Genomic DNA, 20,285 nt, shown 5'->3' on the forward strand with positions numbered 1-20,285 from the left:
AGTCAGTGCTTGGTGTGTTTCGAACGCCGCGGGTCGCGCGGATGACTGCCCTCGTCGGAGTCCTCGGGCCACAGGTTCTGGGTCCGGTGACGGCGCCCGTGCGACTCGCTGCGTTCGGTCTCGTTGGCTGACGGTGGCGCATCGGTTGACGGCGGCCGTGCCTCGGCCCGGTGTTTGGATGTCTTCGACACCGCCCCGGCGATCAGGGCGACCACGATCACCAGCGCGGCGACTGCGACGACGATCCAGACGATGGTCATTCCGCTCATCGCTCCTCCTCAGCTCGATGATCAGAACGACCCGGTACCCGGGCCGGGCGCGGCTTAACGCCGTACCTCAGACGAGGCCGCGGCGGGCTGCCCAGACGATCGCCTCGATCGCAGTGCTGAAGCCGAGGCGGTCGCAGATCAAGCGGGTACGGCGACGAACGGTCCGCTCGGACAGGTCGAGCCGGCGCGCGACCGCGTCGACCGGCAGCCCGGTGGCGAGGAGTCGGAGAAGTTGCAGATCATCGTGGCTGATCTCGCGCGGCGGCACCCGTCGCGCGAGCGGTCGAAGTTCTTGGGGGAGGACGGTCATACAGATCACCTGGTTCCGAACATCCGGGACTCGGCGGCGTCCCAGTCGGCCGGTTTGCCCTGCGGGGTGTAGGTCCGCAGGCGATGGGTGGAGCGGACCAGCGCGCGCATGGCGGCCAGGTCCGGCAGGGGCTCGCCGAGCGCGCGAGCTTGGACGAGTACGTTGCCGAGCGCGGATGCCTCGACCGGGCCGGCCAGGACAGGCAGTCCACACGCGTCGGCGGTCAACTGGCAGAGCAGTTCATTCTGGGAGCCGCCACCGATGACATGCAGTACGTCGACCTCACGGCCGGCGATCGACTGCGCCGCTCGCAAGGTACGCCGGTAGGCCAGCGCGAGGCTCTCCAGGATGCAACGCACCATCGCACCCCTGCTCCGCGGAGGCTCCTGCCCGGTCGCGCGACAGTGCTCCTCGATCCTCTTCGGCATGTTGCCCGGGGCAAGGAATTCGGGTGCGTCCGGATCGATGAGAGTGGTGAACGACGGGGCTGCGGCAGCGTCTCTCAGGAGGCCGTCAAGGTCGTCGTCGCCCCACACCCGCTGGCATTCCTGGAGGATCCACAGGCCCATGACGTTCCGCAGGAACCGGATCCGCCCGTCGACTCCACCTTCGTTGGTGAAGTTGGCCTCGCGCGCTGCATCGGTCAGGACGGGCGCGTCCAACTCGAGCCCGACGAGCGACCAGGTCCCGGACGAGATGTAGGCGAACCGCTCATCCGCAGCAGGCACCGCGACCACGGACGAAGCCGTGTCGTGCGACCCCACCGCAATCACCGGGATCCCTGGGGCCAGCCCGGTCTCATCGGGCAGCGCATTGCCAATCACGTCCCCCGGCTCGCGCAGCTGTGGAAACACCCGGCGCGGAAGACCCACCCGCGAGATCAGCTCGTCACTCCACTCCCGCGAACGGACGTCGAAGAGCTGCGTGGTCGAGGCGTTGGTCCGTTCCACCCCGATCTCCCCGGTCAGCCAATACCCGAGCAGGTCGGGAATCATCAGCAGACTCGTCGCGCCCTCGAGCGCCTCGGCAGTCAGCTGGTAGATCGTGTTGAAGGGCAGTTGCTGGAGACCGGTCACGGCGTACAGATCCGCGGCCGGCACCTTCTCCAGGACACGCTCCATCACGCCGTCGGTGCGCGAATCGCGGTAGTGGACCGGGTTGCGCAGCAGGCGGCCGTCGGCGTCGAGCAGGCCGTAGTCGACCGCCCACGAGTCGATCCCGATCCCGTCGAGTGCGCCCGCCGTACGCAGGCCGTCCAGTGTCGAGCGGTACAGCTGCAGGATGTCCCAGTGCAGCCGGCCGTGGGCGCGCACCGGTCCGTTCCAGAACCGGTGCACCTCGCGCAGCTCGAGGACGTGCGCGCCGACCTCGCCGAGCATCACCCGACCGCTCGACGCGCCCAGATCCACCGCCGCGACCCGCTTCATGGCAGCGCCTACCGCAGGAAGGCGGCTGCCACGCCGGCGTCGACAGGCACGTGCAGACCGGTTGTGTGGGTGAGGTCGCCACCGGTCAGCGCGAACACCGCGGCAGCCACGTTCTCCGGCAGGACCTCACGCTTCAGCAGAGTTCGCTGCGCATAGAACGCACCGAGCTCCGACTCAGGTACGCCGTACACCGCGGCCCGCTGGGCACCCCAGCCGCCGGCGAAGATCCCGGAACCGCGGACGACGCCGTCGGGGTTCACGCCGTTGACGCGGATTCCGTGCTCGCCGAGCTCGGCCGCGAGCAGCCGGACCTGATGGGCCTGGTCCGCCTTCGCCGCGCCGTACGCGACGTTGTTCGGGCCGGCGAAGACCGAGTTCTTGCTGGAGATGTAGATGATGTCGCCGCCCATCCCCTGGTCGATCAGCACCTTCGCGGCCGCCCGCGAGACCAGGAACGAGCCCTTCGCCATCACGTCGTGCTGCAGGTCCCAGTCGCGTTCCGTTGTCTCAAGCAACGACTTCGAGATGGAAAGACCGGCATTGTTGACGATCAGGTCCACCCCACCGAACGCCAGTACGGCGTCCCGCAGCGCTGCCTCGACCGCCTCCGCCGACGACACATCGGCGCCCACGGCAACTGCCACGTCGGACGAACCGAGCTCTTTCGCGACTGCCTCGGCGGCCGCCAGGTCCAGGTCCGCGACGACGACACAGGCGCCCTCGGCAGCGAGCCGTTGCGCGATCGCCTTGCCGATCCCCGATCCACCACCGGTCACCAGCGCAACCCGGGTCGCGAGCGGTTTGGGCTTCGGCATCCGCTGCAGCTTCGCCTCTTCCAGCGCCCAGTACTCGATCCGGAACTTCTCCCGCTCATCGATCGGCGCGTACGTCGACACCGCCTCGGCGCCGCGCATCACGTTGATCGCATTCACGTAGAACTCGCCGGCCACCCGCGCCGTCTGCTTGTCCTTCCCGAAGCTGAACATGCCGACGCCGGGCACGAGCACGATCGCCGGGTCGGCGCCCCGCATCGCTGGGCTGTCGGCGTCCGCATGCCTGTTGTAGTACGCCGCGTAGTCCTCGCGATAAGCCGCGTGGAGTTCGCGAAGCCGCGCCACCGCATCCTCGAGCGGCGCGGTAGCCGGCAGGTCCAGCACCAGTGGACGCACCTTGGTCCGCAGGAAGTGGTCCGGGCAGGAAGTGCCGAGAGCGGCCAGCTCAGCCAGCCTCTCCCGGGCGGTGAACTCGAGCACGACGTCGGAGTCGTTGAAGTGTCCGACCTGAGGCTTGTCGGTCGACGCGAGCCCACGGATCACGGGGGCCAAGGCAGCGGCACGCGCCCGGCGTTCGTCGGCCGACAGCGCCTCGAAACCTGGGACAACCGCACCGAACGGCTCGGCCTTGCCATTCTCAGCGAGGAAGCGTTCCGCCGTGCGGATGATGTCCAGCGAGTTGGCCTCGCACTCCTCGGACGTGTTGCCCCACGCGGTAATCCCGTGGCCGCCGAGCACGCAGCCGATCGCGGCAGGGTTCTCGCGCTTGACCGCCGCGATGTCCAGCCCGAGCTGGAACCCGGGCCGCCGCCACGGCACCCACACCACCCGGTCGCCGAAACACTCGGCCGTCAGCTTCTCGCCGTCCGCCGCGGTCGCCAGCGCGATCCCGGAGTCCGGGTGCAGATGGTCGACATGCGGGGCGTCGACCAGCCCGTGCATCGCGGTGTCGATCGACGGCGCCGCGCCGCCCTTCCCGTGCAGGCAGTAGTCGAACGCGGCGACCATCTCGTCCTCGCGGTCGACACCCGGATAGGTGTCGACCAGAGCGGTCAGCCGGTCGAGCCGCAGGACGGCGAGACCCTTCTCGGTCAGCGTGCCGAGGTCGCCGCCGGATCCCTTGACCCACAACAGCTCCACGAGGTTCTGCGTGACCGGATCGGTCGCCGTACCCTTCGCCGACGTGTTGCCGCCGGCGTAGTTGGTGTTGCGTGGATCGGCACCCAGTCGGTTGCTCCGCGCAACGAGCTCGGCCGCAGTGTCACTCACTTATGCTCCCCATCCAGCTTGCCTGCCGCCCACGCGGTCCTTCGTGATCTGTTCGAAGTAGCCGCTGCGCTTGTACGCCGCGACCGGGTCCGGCTCCAGCCCCTGCGACTCACGCAGCTCGGCGAGCAGCGGGCGGACGTCGGTGTTGTAGGCATCCATCAGCGCCGCGTTCGCACCCAGGACGTCGCCTTCCTGCTGGGCCTTCCGCAGTACGTCGCGGTCGACCAGCAGCGCCTTGGCGGTCGCCTCCTGCACGTTCATCACCGAGCGGATGATCGCGGGGATCTTCTCCTCAATGTTGTGGCACTGGTCGAGCATGAACGCGATCCCGCGCTCCGGGTCGAGCGCGTCGCCGCGGACGATCTCGTTCATGATCCGGAACAGCTGGAACGGGTCCGCCGCCCCGACCATCAGGTCGTCGTCGGCGTAGAACCGGCTGTTGAAGTCGAATGCGCCGAGCTTCTTGGTCCGCAGCAGGAACGCGACGATGAACTCGATGTTCGTCCCCGGCGCGTGATGCCCGGTGTCGATGCAGACCGTTGCCTTCGGCCCCAGTTCGAGACAGTGAGCGTACGACGTACCCCAGTCCGGCACGTCGGTGGTGTAGAAGGCCGGCTCGAACAGCTTGTACTCGAGCAGCATCCGCTGGTCGTCGCCGAGCCGGTCGTACACCTCCTTCAACGCGGTGGCGAGCCGGTCCTGCCGGTCCTGGATGTCGTCCTGGCCCGGGTAGTTCGTGCCGTCGGAGAACCACAGCTTCAGGTCGCGCGACCCGGTCGCGTCCATGATGTCGACGCATTCGAGCAGGTGGTCGGTGGCCTTCCGGCGTACCGCGGGATCCGGGTTCGTCACGCTGCCGAGCTTGTAGTCGTCGTCCTGGAAGACATTGCTGTTGATCGCCCCGAGCCGGACGCCCTGCTCCTTCGCGTACGCCGCGAGCGCCGCGTAGTCGTCGACCTTGTCCCACGGGATGTGCAGCGCGACGCTCGGCGCGACCCCGGTGTACCGGTGGACGACGGCGGCGTCGGCGATCTTCTCCTCCGGCGAGCGCGGTACGCCGGGCTGGGCGAACACCTTGAACCGGGTGCCGGAGTTGCCGAACGCCCACGAGGGCAGCTCGATCTCCTGGCGGCTCAGCGCAGCCTTCACGGCATCGGTCGTCATGGGTCAGCCCCTCTTTCAGGAATCCAGTGCAGTCAGGTGGAAGATCTCGGGAAGCAGGAGGAACGACTCGTCCGGCGGCCGCCCGTCATCTGTGCCGTCTTCTTTGCTCGTGAAGAATTCGGTCATCTCCGACTGCCAGCGCGCGTTGACTTCCGTGGCCGCCATCGCCTTCCGGGCGGCGTCCAGGTCCTCGGCCTCGACGTACCCGATCAGCAACCCGTCGTCGCGGAGGAACAGCGAGTAGTTGTGCCACCCGGAGTCCCGCAACGCGGCCTGCATGTCGGGCCAGACGTTGCGGTGGCGGTCGACGTACTCGGCCAACCGGTCCGGCCGGACCTGCAGGCAGAAGCAGTAACGATTCACGGCGGCACCTGTGTCTGAGCGGGCGGGAAGGCTATGAAAGGTTTCAACAGCGTCCCACGACGCTAAGCGTGGTGGCCGGTGGCCGTCAAGTGCCTGCCCATCTTTTGCGGCCGATCCCGGACTGCCGCCGCGGAGAATCTGCACGGAGCGGGTATTCTTCGGCAGCTAACACGTTTCAAGTGCGCAGGGAGGTTCTCGTGTCCGTGGACGATGCGGAAACCCTGCCTGAGCGGCCCAGGCGGCGCCGGACCCCGAAGCCGCACGCCGCCGGCGTGAAAGCCGTGGCCGCGGCGGCCGGTGTTTCGCTGGGGACCGTTTCCAACGTGCTGAACCGGCCCGAGGTGGTCAGTCCGCTGACCCGCGCGAAGGTCGAGTCGGCGATGGCATCGCTCGGCTTCGTCCGGAACGAGTCGGCCCGGCAGTTGCGCGCGGGCTCCAGCCGGATCCTCGCCTACCTGATGCTCGACGCCGGCAACCCCTTCTTCACCGACGTCGCGAAGGGCGTCGAGGAGGCAGCGCAGGCGGCCGGGCTGTCGGTCTTCCTCTGCACCAGCAGCGAGGACGCCGACCGCGAGGCGGCGTACCTCGATCTGCTCGAGCAGCAGCGGGTGCAGGGCATCCTGATCACCCCCATCGACCAGAACTCGTCCCGCCTGCGCAAACTGCCCTCCCGCGGTACGCCGGTAGTCGTGGTCGACCGGGCCCTCGACGAGGGCGAGCACTGCTCGGTCGCGGTGAACGACGTCCTCGGCGGCGAGCTCGCGATCTCGCATCTGCTCGAGCTCGGCCACGAACGGATTGCGTACGTCGGCGGCCCGAACACCATCGGCCAGGTCGTCGACCGGCGCGAAGGCGCCCGCCGGGCATTGAGAACGGCCGGGCGGCCCGCAGCGGATCTGGTCGAGCTGACCACCGGCGCGCTCACCGTCGCCGAAGGTAGGGGCGCAGGGCAACGACTTGCGGGCCTGCCGGCGGATCGGCGACCTACCGCGGCCTTCTGTGCGAACGACCTGCTGGCCTTGGGATTGCTGCAACAGTGCGTGAGTCTCGGGCTGCGCGTTCCGGAGGATCTGGCGATCGTCGGGTACGACGACATCGAGTTCGCCGAGGCAGCCGCCGTACCGCTGACGTCGGTGCGTCAGCCGCGACAGCTGCTCGGACGGACGGCGGCGGAGCTGTTGCTGGACGAGTCGTCGAACCCGGATCACGAGCACCAGCGCGTCACCTTCACGCCCGAGCTGGTGGTTCGCACGTCCACGCGCGGGACTCTCTAGCCCGGAGGCCGCAAGGCGTCGCGCTATGGTGGCGGGGGCGAGGGGTTCTCTGGGCGAGGTGAATCATGCGCGTCGCTGGCGGGGGTTTGGTGCGGCGCTGGGGCGGCCGCGCTGTCGGCCTGGCGATCACCGGTGTCGGCCTGTACATCGTCGCGCCGAGCATCCTGTCACTCTTCGGAACCTGGCCACGCCTCGCGGACATTGATCCCTGGTGGTTCCCGGTCCTGGTGGTGCTCGAGGGCTGCAGCTTCGCCGCGTTGTGGTGGCTTGCCAGGCTGGCCCTGGCCCAGCACACCGGCGATCAGCAGCCGCCTGGCTGGGGAACGATTGCCACGGCGCAGCTGGCCGGGAACGCCGCCAGCAAGGTCCTTCCCGGCGGCGCGGCGACCGGAAGCGTCCTCCAAGCCAGGCTCTTGATCACCGGTGGCCAACCGGCCGCGGTCGTCGCCTCCGCCGTGACCGCCATCGGCCTGATCACGACCGGCGTGCTGTTGCTGTTGCCGATTCTGACCGTCCCCGCCGTACTGATCGGTCCACCGCCGGCCCGCCAACTCGAGCTCGGCCTCCTGGTCTCGCTGATCATGGCGGTCCTCATCGTCGGTCTCGGAGTGGCCGCGCTCACCTGGCCCCGGTTCGTGGTGCTGGTCGGTCGGGGAGCCGGACACGTCATCCACGTCGTCAAGCGCAGCGTGACAGCCGAGAGTTGCGCCGCGCAGCTGGTCGCGCAGCGGGCCCGGGTTGCCGCCGCGTTCGAGGGCCGCTGGTGGGCCGCGGCCTTGGCGGCAGCAGCGAACCGCATGTTCGACTACGCCGCACTCGTGGCCGCGCTGGCGGCTCTCGATGTGCACGCTCGCCCTTCGATGGTGCTGCTGGCCTATGTCGTCGCCCAGGCCCTCGCGATGATCCCGATCACGCCGGGTGGTCTCGGCTTCGTCGACGCCGGCCTCACCGCACTTCTCGTCCTGATCGGAATCAGCCCGGACGCCGCACTCATCGGGACGCTCCTGTACCGGCTGGCGTCCTTCTGGCTACCGATCCCGGTGGGCCTGCTGGCCTGGGCGGGCTGGCGGATCCATCTGCATGTCACCAGGCCATCGAGAACTGACGACGGGTAGATCTCAGGCGCCGTACGCCGCCAGGAAGACGTCGGCCGCCTGGTCGGCCAGCTTCTCCAGCTCGCCGGGCTTGGGGCGCTGGCGGGTGCCGGCGAACATGGCGCGGTTCATCGGCTTATACATGACGAGGCCGGCGAACTGATACGCCGCCAGCGTCGGGTCGTCGAGCTCCTTCAGCAGACCGCGATCGCTCAGCCTCGTCAGCGCTTCACCGAGCGCGACCAACGACTGCTCGAAGCCTTGGTTGAACCACGCGCCACACACCTCCGGGAACCGGTCGGCCTCCGCGATCACCAGCCGGCGCAGCTGCAGCACGCTGTCGGCGGTAAGGCTCTGGAGCAGCCGATGGGCCAGCGCACGCAGGGCCTCGCGAGCGTCAGTGGCTCCCTCGAGCGTGTCGACGTACGCCTGGAGCAGGCCGTCCATCAGCTGGTCGCTGGTGCCGAGCACGATCTCGGCGAACAGGCGTTCCTTGTTCTCGAACTGCTTGTAGACGGTCTGTTTGGAGACGCCGGCCTTCGCGGCGACCTCGTCCATGCTCGCGCCGAGGTAGCCGTGCTGGAGGAAGGCCGTGGTCGCGGCGGCCAGGATCGCGCGGCGTTTGCGGGGCGTCCGTCCTTCGATCTCAACCTGCTCCATGCCGAAATCATACTAGACAGTCCAGTTCTCTGGTGAGTACTGTACGGTCTAGTTCCCTGCCACATGAGGAGAAGACCAATGAGCACCGTGACATCGGCCGACGGCACCACGATCGCTTTCGACGCGTACGGCGAGGGCCGGCCGCTGATCCTGATCGACGGAGCCACCGCGCATCGCGCCGTCAACCCGGCGAACGCAGAGGTCGGACAGCTGCTGAGCGACGAGTTCCGGACCTACGTGTACGACCGGCGCGGCCGCGGCCAGAGCACCGACACCGCGCCGTACGCGATCGAGCGGGAGATCGAGGACATCGCCTCCCTGATCGACGACGCCGGCCAGCCGGCCATTCTCTTCGGCTGGTCGTCCGGTGCCCTCCTGGCCCTGGACGCGGCCGCAGCCGACCTCCCGATCGCCGGCCTGGTCCTCTTCGAGCCGCCCGTCGTTGTCGACGACATCCGCCCGCCCCTGCCGTCCGACTACGTCGAGCAACTGGACGCCTTCGTCGCCGCGGGTCGCCGCGACAAGGCCGCCGAACTCTTCATGACCGCCGCCGCGGGCCTCCCCGCAGAAGCCGTCGCCGGCATGAAGCAGTCCCCGTACTGGGCGCCGGTCGAAGAGATCGCCCACACCATCGCCTACGACGGCCGCATCATGGGCACCACCATGTCCGGCACGCCTCTCCCCGAAGACCGCTGGTCCGCGGTAAAACTCCCGGTCCTCGTCCTCCACGGCGACAAAACCTGGCCCGCCCTGTCATCCGGCGCCCAGGCCGTAGCCGCCCACCTCCCCACCGCCACCCTCAACGCCATCCCCGGCGAGAACCACAGCACCGACCCCAGCACCCTGGCTCCGGTACTGCGGACCTTCGCCCGCAGCCTCTGACCCCTCCCGTTGGACCCTGGGTGGGTGAGATGGTTTGGGGGTGGACAAGGATGGGTTCTGGGATCTTGTCGAGGATGCGCGAGCCTCGGTGGACGACACCGTGGCTGATCCGGACGGGGTTGCGGACGCGTTGACCAAGGTGCTGGCCGCGGCGGAGGCCGAGGAGATCGCGGGGTTCGGCGTCGAACTCGCGCGGTTGCTGGTGGAGTCGTACCGGTGGGACCTGTGGGCGGCGGCGTACCTGATCAACTCCGGTGCTTCGGAGGACGGGTTCGATTCGTTCCGCGGGTGGTTGATCGCCCAGGGGCGCGAGGTCTGGGACGCCGCGCTGGCGGGTCCGGACTCGCTCGCGGACGTGGTCGACGAGGACCGGCCGGAGGGGTTCGAGGGGTTCGACGGCGAAGGGATGCTGCACGTCGGCAGTCACGCGTACAAGAACGTGACCGGCGACGAAGCGGCGTACTGGAAGGCCGTCGACGCGAACGCCCCGGACACCCCGGATCTACCGGCCGGCGAGGAGATCGACTTCGACGATCCGGACGATCTCGAAACGCACCTGCCCCGCCTCGCGGCCCTCTACCTGGAAGCCTGACTGCTTCACCGCGTCCAGTCCCGTCGCTAGTCCTGCTTGCGCATCTCTTCGTTGATGCGGAGGGCTTCGGCGAGCTGGTCTTCCAGGATGATGATCCGGCAGGCGGCCTCGAGCGCGGTCCCCTGGTCGACGAGTTCGCGGGCGCGGGCAGCCAGGCGCAGCTGGTAGCGGGAGTAGCGGCGGTGGCCGCCCTCGGAACGCTGGGGGGTGATCAGCTTGGCTTCGTCCAGGCTTCGCAGGAAGCCCGGGGTGGTGCCGAGCATCTCGGCAGCGCGTCCCATGGTGAAGGCCGGGTAGTCCTCGTCGTCGAAGTTGGCCGGGCCCGTGGTCGGGGTTGAACTCATCAGTGTCTCCGTGTGCAGGTTTGGGGCATCACACCTCCATGTCGATGGGCCCCGGTGCCGAAGCACCGGGGCCCTGGGTTTGGAATTGTCACCGTCGACCGGCCGTGAGGCCGGCCCTTACAGATCCGCAGCGTGCCACTTGGAAGCTTGACCCTGCGGGATTACCAGCTTGCGTAACCGAAGACCACCTCCCATTGACGTAACCGCGGCACCCGCCCAGCGAAGTACTGGCACAGACGGGCAATCCGACGGCGTGATCCTGACCCTTCATGTCGCGAACTACTAGAACTACAACTGCAACTACAACTACAAACCGCAACAACAACTACGAACTGCAACTACGAACTGCAACTACGAACTGCAACTACGAACTGCAACTACGAACTGCAACTACGAACTGCAACTACGAACTGCAACTGCATCCGTCGAGCCTGGAACCCTTCTCAACCACTGGCCCCAGCTCGCACCGGATCCTGGCGTGAAACCCGAGCCCCTTCACTGATCGGCTCGGCGGAGTCCGCCGTCCTACCTACTGCAACAACTCTGGACAGGTCGGTAGCTGTCCAGCTCAGCTTCGATGTTCTTCACTGTCAACACCAGGGACATTACACACCCCAGCACCGAATGTCTAATCTCGCCACCATAGATTTTGAGGATCCCGCAGATGAGCTTCGGCCAGGCAGTTGCGGGCCGGACGGCCTCAGGCAGGCTCGCCACTCAGGCGTTCGATGGCCGTGCGGAGACGGCGGCGCCAGCCGGACTGGCCGGCCTCCTCGTCGGCAGCGGCCAGGCTGACCAGATGCTGCGCCATCTCGAAGCTCTCGTCGGTCTGCGGCTCGACGTCGGTCAACGCCGACTGCGGCTCGTCGTGGTCGTATCCGAGCGACCGGCTCCGCCACCCGAACCCGTCCGGCACCAGCAGCTCCGGTACGAGCGTCTCGTGGCTGAGCGACATCAGCTCCTTGTCACCGTTGCCGATGCTGAAGATCGTCGTACCGCGTCGGCGTACGTCGCTGACGCGCTCCAGCAGCGTCTCGGCCGGATTGTCCTCGGCGACCACCAGCAGCGACTCACCACGCCCGGCGTCGTGCAGCCGGTCCAGACCGATCGCCAGGTGCGGCGGTGCACCCGCTGGCGGTGCCCAGCGGACCAGTGACGGGCGGGCGTCCTCGATGCCGGCCCGGTGGAGCTCGTCGTCCAGATGCGCGGTCAGGTGCCACGGCTCGTCGTCGACCGGCCCGAAGAGCATGAGCCCACTGCGTCTGGTCGTGAACCGTCGCAGTGCATAGCCGAACTCGGTCGTCCGAGTCGCCAGCTCAGTACTGCTCAGCATCTCCCGGAGGAGTGAGGCTCTGGTCAGATCCACACCTCAGGCTAACCGGTCCGCCTTCGACTGCAGGTAGTTCCGTTCCGGCACACTCGTCGTACGACGGGCCGCCAGCAGGTAGCTCTCGCGCGCGGCCGCGGTGTCACCGGACATCTCGAGCAGATGCGCGCGCACTGCCTCCAGCCGGTGGTTCATCCGGTCGTCGGCCTCGAGCGGCTCGAGTACGGCGAGTCCTTCCTTCGGACCGACCGCCATAGCAACAGCGACCGCGTGGTTGAGCTTCACCATTGGGTTGTCGACCAGCTGCTCGAGTACGTCGTACAGCGCGACGATCTGCCGCCAGTCGGTGTCGTCAGCGTGCTCAGCCGTGTCATGCACCGCAGCGATCGCGGCCTGCACCTGATACGGCCCTAGCTGTGAGCGGGACAGCGCATCGGTCACCAGCGCCTCGCCCTCGACGATGGTCGCCTTGTTCCACTTGGACCGGTCCTGCTCGGCCAACGGAACCAGCGAGCCGTCGGGCCCGGTCCGCGCCGGCCGACGGGCGTCAGTGAGCAGCATCAGCGCCAACAGCCCCGCCACCTCACCGTCATCCGGTAGCAGCTTCCGCACGCCACGCACCAGCCGGATCGCCTCAGTGGTGAGCTCCGCACTGTGCAACGACGTACCGGATGAGGCGGTGTAACCCTCGTTGAAGATCAGATAGAGCACATGCAGTACTGCGCCCATCCGCTCGTCCCGCTCCGCTTCGGGCGGCATCTCGAACGAACTGCCCGCCTGTTTGATGCTCCGCTTCGCGCGGCTGATCCGCTGTGCCATCGTTGCCTCGGGCACCAAAAACGCCGCCGCGATCTGCGCGGTCGTCAGACCACCGACCGCACGCAGCGTCAGGGCGATCTGCGACGCCGGCGACAACGCCGGGTGACAGCAGAGGAACAACAACGTCAGCGTGTCGTCCCGGCCCCCCGGATCGTCGATCTCCGGGCCTGAGGCAACGAATTCCTCCGGGGCGGCGAGCTGGGCCGCGTTCTCCTCCCGCCGCCGCCGCGCAGACTCACTGCGCAGCAGATCGGTCAGCCGCCGCGACCCGACCCGGATCAGCCAACCCCGCGGGTTGTCCGGCACGCCCTCGCTCGGCCACTGCTGCGTCGCCGCAAGCAGAGCCTCCTGGACCGCCTCTTCGGCCAGGTCGAAGTGCCCGTAGTGCCGGACCAGCGCACTCAGCACCTGCGGCGCCTGCTCCCGGAGCAGGAGGTCGAAGTCGTTCACATCTCCAGCCCAGACGCATCCATCACCGGCCGCACCTCCACCGCAACGTACTCCGCGTCAGGCATCCGGGCCGCGTAGCCGATCGCTTGGTCGATGTCGTCACACTCCACCAGGTAGAAGCCGGCCAGGTGCTCCTTGGCCTCGGCGTACGGGCCGTCCGTCGTGGTCGTGGTGTCGTCACGCACCTGCACGGTCCGTGTGGTGATCGGGTCGGCGAGACCGGCCGCACTGACCAGGAGGCCTTGCTCGGTCAGCTCCCGCGTCAGGGTCTCGTGCGCAGTGGTCAGTCCCTCGCGTTGCTCGGCGGACAGGCTCGCCCAGCTCTCCGGGTTGCTGTAGATCAGCAGCATGTACTTCACAGGCACCATCCTGTCCCTCGCGGAGGCCCCTGTGACCCCCTGTCACCCGGTACGTCGAAACCAGGTCACCGAACTTCGACAGATTCAGAATGTCGAACTCCTCCCGATCGGCACCGACGTCTCCCCCGAGTGACGCTCAGCCTGGGCGTCCCGGCGTACGGGAGATTTCTGATGGTTTCGGATTCGAAACGCTGGCTGGCGCTGGCGCTGCTCTGTCTGACCGGTTTCATGATCATTCTGGACGCGTCGATCGTGCTGGTCGCCGTACCGTCGATCGAGCGCGAGCTGACGTTCTCGACCGGCGGCGTGCAGTGGGTGCCGAGTGGGTACGCGCTGATGTTCGGCGGCCTCCTGCTCCTCGGCGGCCGGATCTCGGACCTGTTGGGTCGCCGGCGCGTGTTCATGACCGGTCTGCTGTTGTTCGCGGGGTCCTCCCTGCTGTGCGGGTTCGCGTGGAGCGGAGACGCGCTGGTCCTCGCCCGTGGCCTGCAGGGCGCGGCGGCCGCCGTACTGGCACCGAGTGCGTTGTCGATCGTGATGACGACGTTCCCGTCCGGTGCGGATCGCAACAAGGCACTCGGCATCTGGGGCGCGACCAGCGGAGTCGGAGGTACGGCGGGGTCGCTCATCGGCGGACCTGTGACCGACGGACTCGGCTGGCAGTGGATCTTCTTCATCAACGTGCCGGTCTGCTTGCTGGTCGTCGCACTCGCACCCACGCTGCTGATGGACAGCCGTGGACCGGGACGCCGCGGTTTCGACGTCGCGGGCGCAGGCACGGTGACCGCAGCGCTCATCGTCCTGGTGTACGCCGTCATCGAGGCACCCGCGTCGTCGGCGCTGCGGACCGCGCTGCTGGTCATCCTGTCGGCCGTCCTGTTCGCAGCGTTCGTCCTGGTGGAGAAGCGATCCGCTGCACCGCTCGTACCACTGCGGATCTTCCGGTCCCGCGCTTTGGTCGGGGGCAACCTCATCACGATCGCCTGGGGCCTGGCGGCGTTCGGACTCAACTTCGTCTACACGCAGTACGCCCAGCTGGCTCTAGGTGCGTCAGCGGTCCGCTACGGCCTCATGTCCGCGGTACTCGCGGCTGCCGCGGTCGGCGGGTCGATCATCGGCCAGCACCTCGTCACGCGCGTCGGACCACGCTGGGTCGCGTCTGTGTCGCTCCTGATCGCCGGAGCCGGTACGACTCTCATGACTCAGCTGACCGTGGACTCCGGGTACTTCGAGCTGGCGTTCTGGGGCCTGACGATCTTCGGCGCCGGACTGGGTGCCGGGACGGTCGCAGGCTCGATCGCAGCGCTCAGCGACGTACCGGGTGAGGACTCCGGCGTCGCGTCCGGGCTGCAGAACGCCAGCTTCCAGATCGGCGGCGCGGTCGGCGTCGCCGTGGTCTCGGCGGTGGCTTCCGCGAGTACATCGGGAACTTCGCCACTCGCGCTGACGCACGGGTACCGGATCGCGTTCGCGACCGTCTGGGTCTTCATCGCGATCGGTCTGGCCGGCTGCGGACTGCTGCTCACGCGCAAGCGTTCACTCCGGCTCGAGCCGGCGGCATCGTGATATCAAACGCTCGTTGGAGGTTCGGAGCCGGAAGTGTGGGCACCTGGATCCTGTGGCTGCCAGCAACCGCCCGGTGGCCCTTGAGAAGGAGGCTTCATGCTCATCCTCGGTTTGATCCTGCTGATTCTGGGATTCTTGCTGAGTATCCCGATCCTGTGGACCATCGGCATTGTGTTGCTGGTGGTCGGAGCAGTGCTCTTCCTGCTCGGATCGACGGGCCGTGCTGTCGGCGGCCGCCGCCATTGGTACTGATCCACCCCGACCTGAACGGACGGACCCCGCGGACCACACGTCCGCGGGGTTCTGTCCGTCCGCGTCGCTACGGTGAACCCATGAAGTACGTCGTGATGATCTTCCGCAATCTCGACCGCGTCTGGACCGAAGCGGACCAGCAGGCCGTGGTTCGCCTGACGCGGCTCAAGCGCGAGCTCGACGAGTCCGGCGAGCTGGTCAGCTCGGAGGGCCTGCTGCCACCCGAGGAAGGCCGGATCGTGCAGGTCCGCGACGGCGAGCAGGTCGTCACCGACGGGCCGTTCGGTGAGGCGAAGGAGCAGCTCGCCGGATACTTCCTGGTCGACGCCGTCGACGACGAGCGAGCCCAGGCGATCGCCTCCCTGGTGTCGGCCGCGGTCGGCGACCGGGTCGAGCTCCGCGGCACGCTGATCTCAGCGGGGATGCCAGACGAACTCGGGTGACCGCTTCTGCGTGAAGGCGTCGATGCCTTCCGCGAGCTCACCGGACGCGATCGTCTCGCGGTACCGGCGTACCGCTGCCACATCGGCGTTCTCGCCCGCCAACAGAGCGTTCACCGACTCCTTGGCCGAGCGGATCGTCAGCTGCGAACGCGACACCAACGTCTCCGCGAACGCCTCGGCCGTCGCCATCGGGTCGTCGGCCACCCGATCGACCAACCCCTTCAGCTCGGCCTCGTCGGCCGTCAGCAATTCCCCACTGAACAGCAGGTACTTCGTGGTTGCCGGACCGACCAGGTCGAGCAGGACCTTGATCGCGGCCGGCGGGTAGACGACGCCGATCCGCGCCGGCGTGACCCCGAAGCTCGCATCGCGGGCGGCGAACCGGAAGTCGCAGTTCACCGCGATCTCCAGACCGCCGCCGATGCAGTGCCCGCGGACGACCGCGATCGTCGGCTTCGGGAACTCCCGCAACGCCGCCTGTGCCCGCAGGTTGAACGCCCGCAGCTCGGCCATCGGATCCGCCGGATCGTCACCGGAGATCAGCTCCCGGATGTCCGCGCCCGCCGAGAAGCTGGGCCCTTCACCGGTGACGAGGAGGACCTTGACCTCGTCGTCACCCGCCAGCTCCGCGAGCAGCTCGGGCAGCGCCTCCCACATCGCGCGGGTCAACGCGTTCCGCTTCGCGACCCGGTCGATCACCAGCCGGGCGACCGCGCCACGCTCGATCCGAAAGTCCACGCGGGCAGTCAACCAGCAAGTACTGGCGGGCGCCGCGCGCTGGATCACACCCGGATCCCCAGGCCATCACAATCGCTCCCTCCAAGGCGACGCCCGTGCGCGAGACGGCGTACGCGCCGATTGCGATGGCCTGGAAATCCGCCTTAGCCAGCCCGCTTGGCCCGCGACTTCGCGCGAGCCATCCGGAACAGGTACGCGGGCGTCGGCGGCACCCAGCCGAGTTGCTGCGCCTGGCCGAGGTCGTCGCGGTTGGCCCAGTGCTCGACGACCTTGTCGTCCTCGATCCGGAACCAGTGCGACTGCGTGACCGCGAACGTCTTCCCGGTCGGCGGGAACGCCGTGTCCACCGCGCCGTCCGGGGTGTAGACGACGAACGGCGCCACGTGCCGGCCGCTCATCGTCGTGTTCACCGCCACCAGGTTGCCGTCGGCAACGACATGGTGGATCTCGTACGCCAGTCCCTCGAACGCGGTCCGCAGCCAGCGCGCGGTGGCGTAGAACGCCTCCGGTCCACCCACCCGGCACTCCGGCGGCTCGACCTTGCCCTCCTGATTCACCGCGCGCGGATGGATCAGCTCGTCGAAGTCGGACCGCTCCCCGTCGGCCATGATCAGGATGCTGCGGACGGCGATCTCACCGGCCGACACGCCTGCCGTCGTACTCATGGTGGCCCCCAATAATTCGATACAGTGTGACTGTACTCAAAAGCATGGGATCTGACATGGCTGACGTCAAGAGGAACTACGACGCGACGACCCGTCGCGAACGCGCCCGGCAGCGGCGCCGCGACGTCGTGCTCGCGGCCCAGGAGCTGTTCGAGGCCAACGGGTTCCGGGCGACGACGATCAGTGCTGTCGCCCGGCGGGCCGGCGTCTCGGCGGAGAGCATCTACAAGGGCTTCGGCACGAAGGCTGCGCTGGCCAAGGCGGTCTTCGACTTCGTGATCGCCGGCGACGACGAGCCGGTCCCGATGGCGCAACGTCCCGAGATCCTCGCCGTCCAGCAAGAACCCGACGTACGGCGGAAACTCCAGCTGTACGTCGCCGGCCTGGTCGAGCGACAGCAGCGGTCGGCCCGCGTGCAGATCCTGATCCGCGACGGCCGGCACAGCGACGAGACCTTGCGGGAGACGTGGCAGACCTTGCTCGACGAGCGTCTGACCGGGATGACCCTGTTCGGCCGCCACCTGCTCGAGACCGGCGACCTGCGTCCCGGGATCACCCTCGAGGAAGTCGCGGACGTCCTGTGGACGTACATCTCGGTCGAGCTCTACGAGCTCCTCGTCCTGCTCCGCGGCTGGAGCCCGGAGCGGTACGCCGAACACGTCACAACCGCGATCACGACGGCCATTTGTCGACCAAGCGTTTGATCTCGGAACGGTTACATCCGAATAGCGGGCAAATCACGGTCGCGGCGAGCCTGTGGATGTTCGTAATGCGTTAAGAGTGGGGGCCGATTCGAACCGGCGCGGCGAAGTGTGCTTGACTCCCCGGGGTCGATAACGTTTTGGTCTCGGCAGATTGGGTTCGGACAAGTGGCTGAAGGACGGCATAGACAGGCGCGGCACCGGCAACAGCGCATGAGGGTGATCCAGCCAGGTCTCGCAAAGGTTGTGATCCCCGGCGCGGCTGTCGCCCTCGTGGCCACCGGTTCGGCCGCCGCACTCCCCGCCCAGCACGTCAAGCTCGACCCGTCGATCGCCAGCTCGTCCCTGCAGCTGTCGCGCGACACCACGATCAGCCGGGACGCTCTGCGTCCGCCGATCGGCACCACGTCGACGACGCCCAGCGCGGCTCCCAAGCCGAAGCCGTCACCGACCGCGAAGCATCTGAAGAAGCAGGCGCCGATCCCGACGCCGACCTCGGTGAAGACCCGCGCCGCCGAAGCGCTGAACGCGGCGCCGCCGAAGATCAGCGGCACGAAGTACACCACCACGGACGTGAATCTCTGGTCGCTGCCGTTGACCGGCACGCTGCTGGACGTGCTGCCGAAGGGCACCAAGGTCTCGGTCACCGGCAAGCTCGACGGCATCTGGGCCGAGGTCGTCAGCGACGGCAAGTCCCGCTGGGTCAAGGCGCAGTACCTGTCCGCCACCAAGCCGGTCGCGAGCGTCGGCGGCGGCGGCTCGATCTCGCAGGCGGCCTGCAAGTCCGGCTCCGCGATGGAGTCCGGCCTGACCCCGGACGCGATCCGGGTGCACCGGGCGATCTGTGCGATGTTCCCCGACATCTCGACGTACGGCGGGCTGCGGTCCGGCGACAGCGGTTCGGAGCACTCCAGCGGCCGCGCGGTCGACATCATGATCAACAGCTCGTCGGAGGGCCAGGAGATCGCCGACTGGCTGAAGGCGAACTACAAGAAGCTCGGCGTCAGCCAGCTGATCTGGGAGCAGCACATCTGGACGGTCCAGCGCAGCAGCGAGGGCTGGCGCGCGATGGAGGACCGCGGCAGCGCGACCGCGAACCACATGGACCACGTCCACGTCTCCGTCTACGGCAACTCCGGCACCGTCTGATTTCCTGAGGCGCCCTGAGCGATCCGGTCCCTTGACCCTCCTGGGGACCGGGTCGCTTTTTCATGCGGTTGTCATGGCCGGATGTTGGCGTTCAGGTGGAAGAAGTTCGTCGGGTCGTAGGCGCGCTTGACCTCGCGCAGCCGGTGCAGATCCTTGGCGTCGTACGCCGTGTCCGCGCGGCCCGGGTCGCCGAGGAAGTTCACGAACGTGCGGCCGGAGCTCGGCAGACCGGCGACCTCGCGGTCGATGATCAGCGAGTACGACGCCTGCCGGTGACCGGCCGGACCTGCGCCGGGGCCGGGGTGGGCCATCGCGCCGCCCCAGTGCCGGACCTCGACGGTGGCGTCCTCGAGCTCGGTGACGATGTCGATCACCTCGTCGGTCAACGTGTCCAGGAAGTCGAGGTGTCGCGCGGGCGTGCCGCCCATCGCGGCATCGGCGTACTCGATCGTCTGCAGCTCGCCGGCAAGACGCTGGCCGGCCGTCGCGAAGAGCGGCTTGAGCAGGTGCTCGGCGACGTCGGCGGGGCCGGCGTACATGACCTTGAGCGCGACGGCGGGCTGTTCGGTGCCGGGGATACGGGTCAGGACGACGGCGGTGCTCAGCTCGTTGGGGATCGTCGCGGTCCAGTCGCGGTACTTGCGCAGGATCGCCGCGGCGCGGTCGATGCCGAAGTACACGATGCCGGCGTGGACCTGGCGGACCGGGTACAGGCGGAACTCGAGCGACGTGACGACCCCGAAGTTGCCGGTGCCACCGCGGATCGCCCAGAACAGGTCCGCGTGGTGTTCCGCGCTTGCGGTGACCGCTCGTCCGTCGGCGGTGACGACCTCGGCCCGGATCACGCTGTCGGCCGCGAACCCGTACTTGCGGGCCAGCCAGCCGACACCGCCGCCGAGCGTGTACCCGGTGACGCCGACGTCGCGGTGCGAGCCGGACAACGGTGCGAGCCCGAACTGCCTCGCCGCATCCAGCACCGCGCCCCAGCGAGCACCGGGCGCGACCTTGGCGATGCGCCGCTCCGGGTCGATCAGCACCGACGTCATCGGCGTGGTCTTCAGCAGGATCCCGCCGTCCGCCGGCACGCGAGTCCCGTGCCCGGTGGCCTGCACGGCGATCGGTACGCCGTACTCGCGGGCGGTCCGGACTGCGGCTTGTACGTCGGTCCGGCTGTGCGCCTCGGCGACGACGAGCGGGCGTGAGTCCACCGACGGGATCACGGAGCGCCGCTGCTCGTCGTACTCGACCTCTCCGGGCAGCCGGACCGCGCCGTTGAACCCGGCCCCCAGCAGCCCCGCAACAACGTCACTGACAACCGCTGCAATCGCCTGCGTAGACATCCGATCCCACTCCCTCGCCGTATCAGCTCCTGCCCATACGTCGAAGAAGGCACCC

23 protein-coding genes are annotated in these 20,285 nt (G+C 68.1%); 9 read left to right on the forward strand and 14 right to left on the reverse strand.

The window, feature by feature from the left end; genetic code table 11:
* Nucleotides 1–2 precede the first annotated feature (2 nt).
* From EV653_RS25680 to EV653_RS25705, 6 genes are all read right to left on the reverse strand, one after another.
* On the reverse strand, nt 3–269 hold the full coding sequence (locus EV653_RS25680; RefSeq protein WP_134106225.1) for a hypothetical protein: 267 nt from the start codon (nt 267–269) through the stop codon (nt 3–5).
* A gap of 67 nt (nt 270–336) precedes the next feature.
* Nucleotides 337–579, reverse strand: coding sequence for a helix-turn-helix domain-containing protein (locus EV653_RS25685; RefSeq protein ID WP_130445686.1), 243 nt, complete (start codon nt 577–579; stop codon nt 337–339).
* Nucleotides 580–584: 5 nt separating this feature from the next.
* Nucleotides 585–2,006: a rhamnulokinase gene (locus tag EV653_RS25690; RefSeq protein ID WP_134106226.1), complete on the reverse strand. Its 1,422-nt coding sequence runs from the start codon at nt 2,004–2,006 to the stop codon at nt 585–587.
* 8 nt (nt 2,007–2,014) lie between these two features.
* Complete coding sequence (locus EV653_RS25695; protein WP_134106227.1) at nt 2,015–4,048, reverse strand: bifunctional aldolase/short-chain dehydrogenase; 2,034 nt, start codon at nt 4,046–4,048, stop codon at nt 2,015–2,017.
* Nucleotides 4,049–5,212, reverse strand: a complete 1,164-nt coding sequence (gene rhaI, locus EV653_RS25700; RefSeq protein WP_134106228.1) for an L-rhamnose isomerase — start codon at nt 5,210–5,212, stop codon at nt 4,049–4,051.
* A 15-nt stretch (nt 5,213–5,227) separates the two neighbouring features.
* Nucleotides 5,228–5,575: an L-rhamnose mutarotase gene (locus tag EV653_RS25705; protein ID WP_134106229.1), complete on the reverse strand. Its 348-nt coding sequence runs from the start codon at nt 5,573–5,575 to the stop codon at nt 5,228–5,230.
* A gap of 197 nt (nt 5,576–5,772) precedes the next feature.
* Here EV653_RS25705 and EV653_RS25710 point away from each other — a divergent pair, with 197 nt between their 5' ends.
* Nucleotides 5,773–6,849, forward strand: a complete 1,077-nt coding sequence (locus EV653_RS25710; RefSeq protein WP_238160072.1) for a LacI family DNA-binding transcriptional regulator — start codon at nt 5,773–5,775, stop codon at nt 6,847–6,849.
* A 65-nt stretch (nt 6,850–6,914) separates the two neighbouring features.
* Complete coding sequence (locus EV653_RS25715) at nt 6,915–7,964, forward strand: lysylphosphatidylglycerol synthase transmembrane domain-containing protein (protein ID WP_134106230.1); 1,050 nt, start codon at nt 6,915–6,917, stop codon at nt 7,962–7,964.
* Between the two features lie 3 nt (nt 7,965–7,967).
* Here EV653_RS25715 and EV653_RS25720 read toward each other — a convergent pair whose 3' ends face one another.
* Nucleotides 7,968–8,603, reverse strand: a complete 636-nt coding sequence (locus EV653_RS25720; RefSeq protein ID WP_134106231.1) for a TetR/AcrR family transcriptional regulator — start codon at nt 8,601–8,603, stop codon at nt 7,968–7,970.
* A gap of 78 nt (nt 8,604–8,681) precedes the next feature.
* Between EV653_RS25720 and EV653_RS25725 the strand changes: the two genes are divergently transcribed.
* Together EV653_RS25725 and EV653_RS25730 are read left to right on the forward strand one after the other, a co-directional pair.
* Nucleotides 8,682–9,485: an alpha/beta fold hydrolase gene (locus EV653_RS25725; RefSeq protein ID WP_134106232.1), complete on the forward strand. Its 804-nt coding sequence runs from the start codon at nt 8,682–8,684 to the stop codon at nt 9,483–9,485.
* A gap of 40 nt (nt 9,486–9,525) precedes the next feature.
* A complete protein-coding gene (locus tag EV653_RS25730) occupies nt 9,526–10,077 on the forward strand; it encodes a DUF4240 domain-containing protein (RefSeq protein ID WP_134106233.1) in 552 nt (183 codons plus the stop codon).
* 26 nt (nt 10,078–10,103) lie between these two features.
* On the opposite strand, the gene EV653_RS25735 is transcribed toward EV653_RS25730, so the two are convergent.
* The 4 genes from EV653_RS25735 to EV653_RS25750 all read right to left on the reverse strand — a co-directional run bounded on the left by EV653_RS25735 (nt 10,104) and on the right by EV653_RS25750 (nt 13,367).
* The gene (locus EV653_RS25735; RefSeq protein ID WP_134106234.1) at nt 10,104–10,421 is read right to left on the reverse strand and encodes a MerR family transcriptional regulator; all 318 of its coding nucleotides are present in this window, start codon (nt 10,419–10,421) and stop codon (nt 10,104–10,106) included.
* Nucleotides 10,422–11,121: 700 nt separating this feature from the next.
* Nucleotides 11,122–11,787, reverse strand: coding sequence for a hypothetical protein (locus EV653_RS25740; protein ID WP_134106235.1), 666 nt, complete (start codon nt 11,785–11,787; stop codon nt 11,122–11,124).
* A gap of 3 nt (nt 11,788–11,790) precedes the next feature.
* Entirely contained in the window at nt 11,791–13,017 is a 1,227-nt protein-coding gene (locus EV653_RS25745) for an RNA polymerase sigma factor (protein ID WP_134106236.1), read from the reverse strand.
* Entirely contained in the window at nt 13,014–13,367 is a 354-nt protein-coding gene (locus EV653_RS25750; protein ID WP_238160211.1) for a YciI family protein, read from the reverse strand. Before EV653_RS25750 ends, EV653_RS25745 begins: the two co-directional genes overlap by 4 nt.
* 180 nt (nt 13,368–13,547) lie before the next feature.
* Between EV653_RS25750 and EV653_RS25755 the strand changes: the two genes are divergently transcribed.
* From EV653_RS25755 to EV653_RS25760, 3 genes are all read left to right on the forward strand, one after another.
* Nucleotides 13,548–14,942, forward strand: coding sequence for an MFS transporter (locus EV653_RS25755; protein ID WP_134106238.1), 1,395 nt, complete (start codon nt 13,548–13,550; stop codon nt 14,940–14,942).
* Between the two features lie 96 nt (nt 14,943–15,038).
* Nucleotides 15,039–15,194, forward strand: a complete 156-nt coding sequence (locus tag EV653_RS41320; RefSeq protein ID WP_166679556.1) for a DUF6131 family protein — start codon at nt 15,039–15,041, stop codon at nt 15,192–15,194.
* Between the two features lie 80 nt (nt 15,195–15,274).
* A complete protein-coding gene (locus EV653_RS25760; RefSeq protein WP_134106239.1) occupies nt 15,275–15,637 on the forward strand; it encodes a YciI family protein in 363 nt (120 codons plus the stop codon).
* Here EV653_RS25760 and EV653_RS25765 read toward each other — a convergent pair.
* Together EV653_RS25765 and EV653_RS25770 are read right to left on the reverse strand one after the other, a co-directional pair.
* Entirely contained in the window at nt 15,608–16,375 is a 768-nt protein-coding gene (locus EV653_RS25765) for an enoyl-CoA hydratase/isomerase family protein (RefSeq protein ID WP_238160073.1), read from the reverse strand. The two genes, EV653_RS25760 and EV653_RS25765, sit on opposite strands and share 30 nt — an antisense overlap.
* Before the next feature lie 143 nt (nt 16,376–16,518).
* Nucleotides 16,519–17,040 carry an ester cyclase gene (locus EV653_RS25770; RefSeq protein WP_134106240.1) on the reverse strand — a complete coding sequence of 174 codons (522 nt, stop codon included), beginning with the start codon at nt 17,038–17,040 and terminating at the stop codon, nt 16,519–16,521.
* A 56-nt stretch (nt 17,041–17,096) separates the two neighbouring features.
* Between EV653_RS25770 and EV653_RS25775 the strand changes: the two genes are divergently transcribed.
* Both EV653_RS25775 and EV653_RS25780 read left to right on the forward strand, forming a co-directional pair.
* The gene (locus tag EV653_RS25775; protein WP_134106241.1) at nt 17,097–17,744 is read left to right on the forward strand and encodes a TetR/AcrR family transcriptional regulator; all 648 of its coding nucleotides are present in this window, start codon (nt 17,097–17,099) and stop codon (nt 17,742–17,744) included.
* A gap of 210 nt (nt 17,745–17,954) precedes the next feature.
* Entirely contained in the window at nt 17,955–18,890 is a 936-nt protein-coding gene (locus EV653_RS25780; protein WP_238160075.1) for an SH3 domain-containing protein, read from the forward strand.
* A 71-nt stretch (nt 18,891–18,961) separates the two neighbouring features.
* Here the strand turns inward: EV653_RS25780 and EV653_RS25785 are convergent, their stop codons facing one another.
* The gene (locus EV653_RS25785) at nt 18,962–20,230 is read right to left on the reverse strand and encodes an FAD-binding oxidoreductase (protein WP_134106242.1); all 1,269 of its coding nucleotides are present in this window, start codon (nt 20,228–20,230) and stop codon (nt 18,962–18,964) included.
* Nucleotides 20,231–20,285: the final 55 nt, after the last annotated feature.

The sequence above is a fragment of the Kribbella pratensis genome (assembly GCF_004365355.1).
In the GTDB taxonomy this organism is placed as follows: domain Bacteria; phylum Actinomycetota; class Actinomycetes; order Propionibacteriales; family Kribbellaceae; genus Kribbella.

What these genes read in the sequence shown, in the direction of transcription:
- EV653_RS25680 (WP_134106225.1), bottom strand. Translation starts at nt 269, where the DNA reads ATGAGCGGAATGACCATCGTCTGGATCGTCGTCGCAGTCGCCGCGCTG.
- EV653_RS25685 (WP_130445686.1), bottom strand. Translation starts at nt 579, where the DNA reads ATGACCGTCCTCCCCCAAGAACTTCGACCGCTCGCGCGACGGGTGCCG.
- EV653_RS25690 (WP_134106226.1), bottom strand. Translation starts at nt 2,006, where the DNA reads ATGAAGCGGGTCGCGGCGGTGGATCTGGGCGCGTCGAGCGGTCGGGTG.
- rhaI (WP_134106228.1), bottom strand. Translation starts at nt 5,212, where the DNA reads ATGACGACCGATGCCGTGAAGGCTGCGCTGAGCCGCCAGGAGATCGAG.
- EV653_RS25715 (WP_134106230.1), top strand. Translation starts at nt 6,915, where the DNA reads ATGCGCGTCGCTGGCGGGGGTTTGGTGCGGCGCTGGGGCGGCCGCGCT.
- EV653_RS25720 (WP_134106231.1), bottom strand. Translation starts at nt 8,603, where the DNA reads ATGGAGCAGGTTGAGATCGAAGGACGGACGCCCCGCAAACGCCGCGCG.
- EV653_RS25725 (WP_134106232.1), top strand. Translation starts at nt 8,682, where the DNA reads ATGAGCACCGTGACATCGGCCGACGGCACCACGATCGCTTTCGACGCG.
- EV653_RS25735 (WP_134106234.1), bottom strand. Translation starts at nt 10,421, where the DNA reads ATGAGTTCAACCCCGACCACGGGCCCGGCCAACTTCGACGACGAGGAC.
- EV653_RS25750 (WP_238160211.1), bottom strand. Translation starts at nt 13,367, where the DNA reads ATGCTGCTGATCTACAGCAACCCGGAGAGCTGGGCGAGCCTGTCCGCC.
- EV653_RS25755 (WP_134106238.1), top strand. Translation starts at nt 13,548, where the DNA reads ATGGTTTCGGATTCGAAACGCTGGCTGGCGCTGGCGCTGCTCTGTCTG.
- EV653_RS41320 (WP_166679556.1), top strand. Translation starts at nt 15,039, where the DNA reads ATGCTCATCCTCGGTTTGATCCTGCTGATTCTGGGATTCTTGCTGAGT.
- EV653_RS25760 (WP_134106239.1), top strand. Translation starts at nt 15,275, where the DNA reads ATGAAGTACGTCGTGATGATCTTCCGCAATCTCGACCGCGTCTGGACC.
- EV653_RS25770 (WP_134106240.1), bottom strand. Translation starts at nt 17,040, where the DNA reads ATGAGTACGACGGCAGGCGTGTCGGCCGGTGAGATCGCCGTCCGCAGC.
- EV653_RS25775 (WP_134106241.1), top strand. Translation starts at nt 17,097, where the DNA reads ATGGCTGACGTCAAGAGGAACTACGACGCGACGACCCGTCGCGAACGC.
- EV653_RS25780 (WP_238160075.1), top strand. Translation starts at nt 17,955, where the DNA reads ATGAGGGTGATCCAGCCAGGTCTCGCAAAGGTTGTGATCCCCGGCGCG.
- EV653_RS25785 (WP_134106242.1), bottom strand. Translation starts at nt 20,230, where the DNA reads ATGTCTACGCAGGCGATTGCAGCGGTTGTCAGTGACGTTGTTGCGGGG.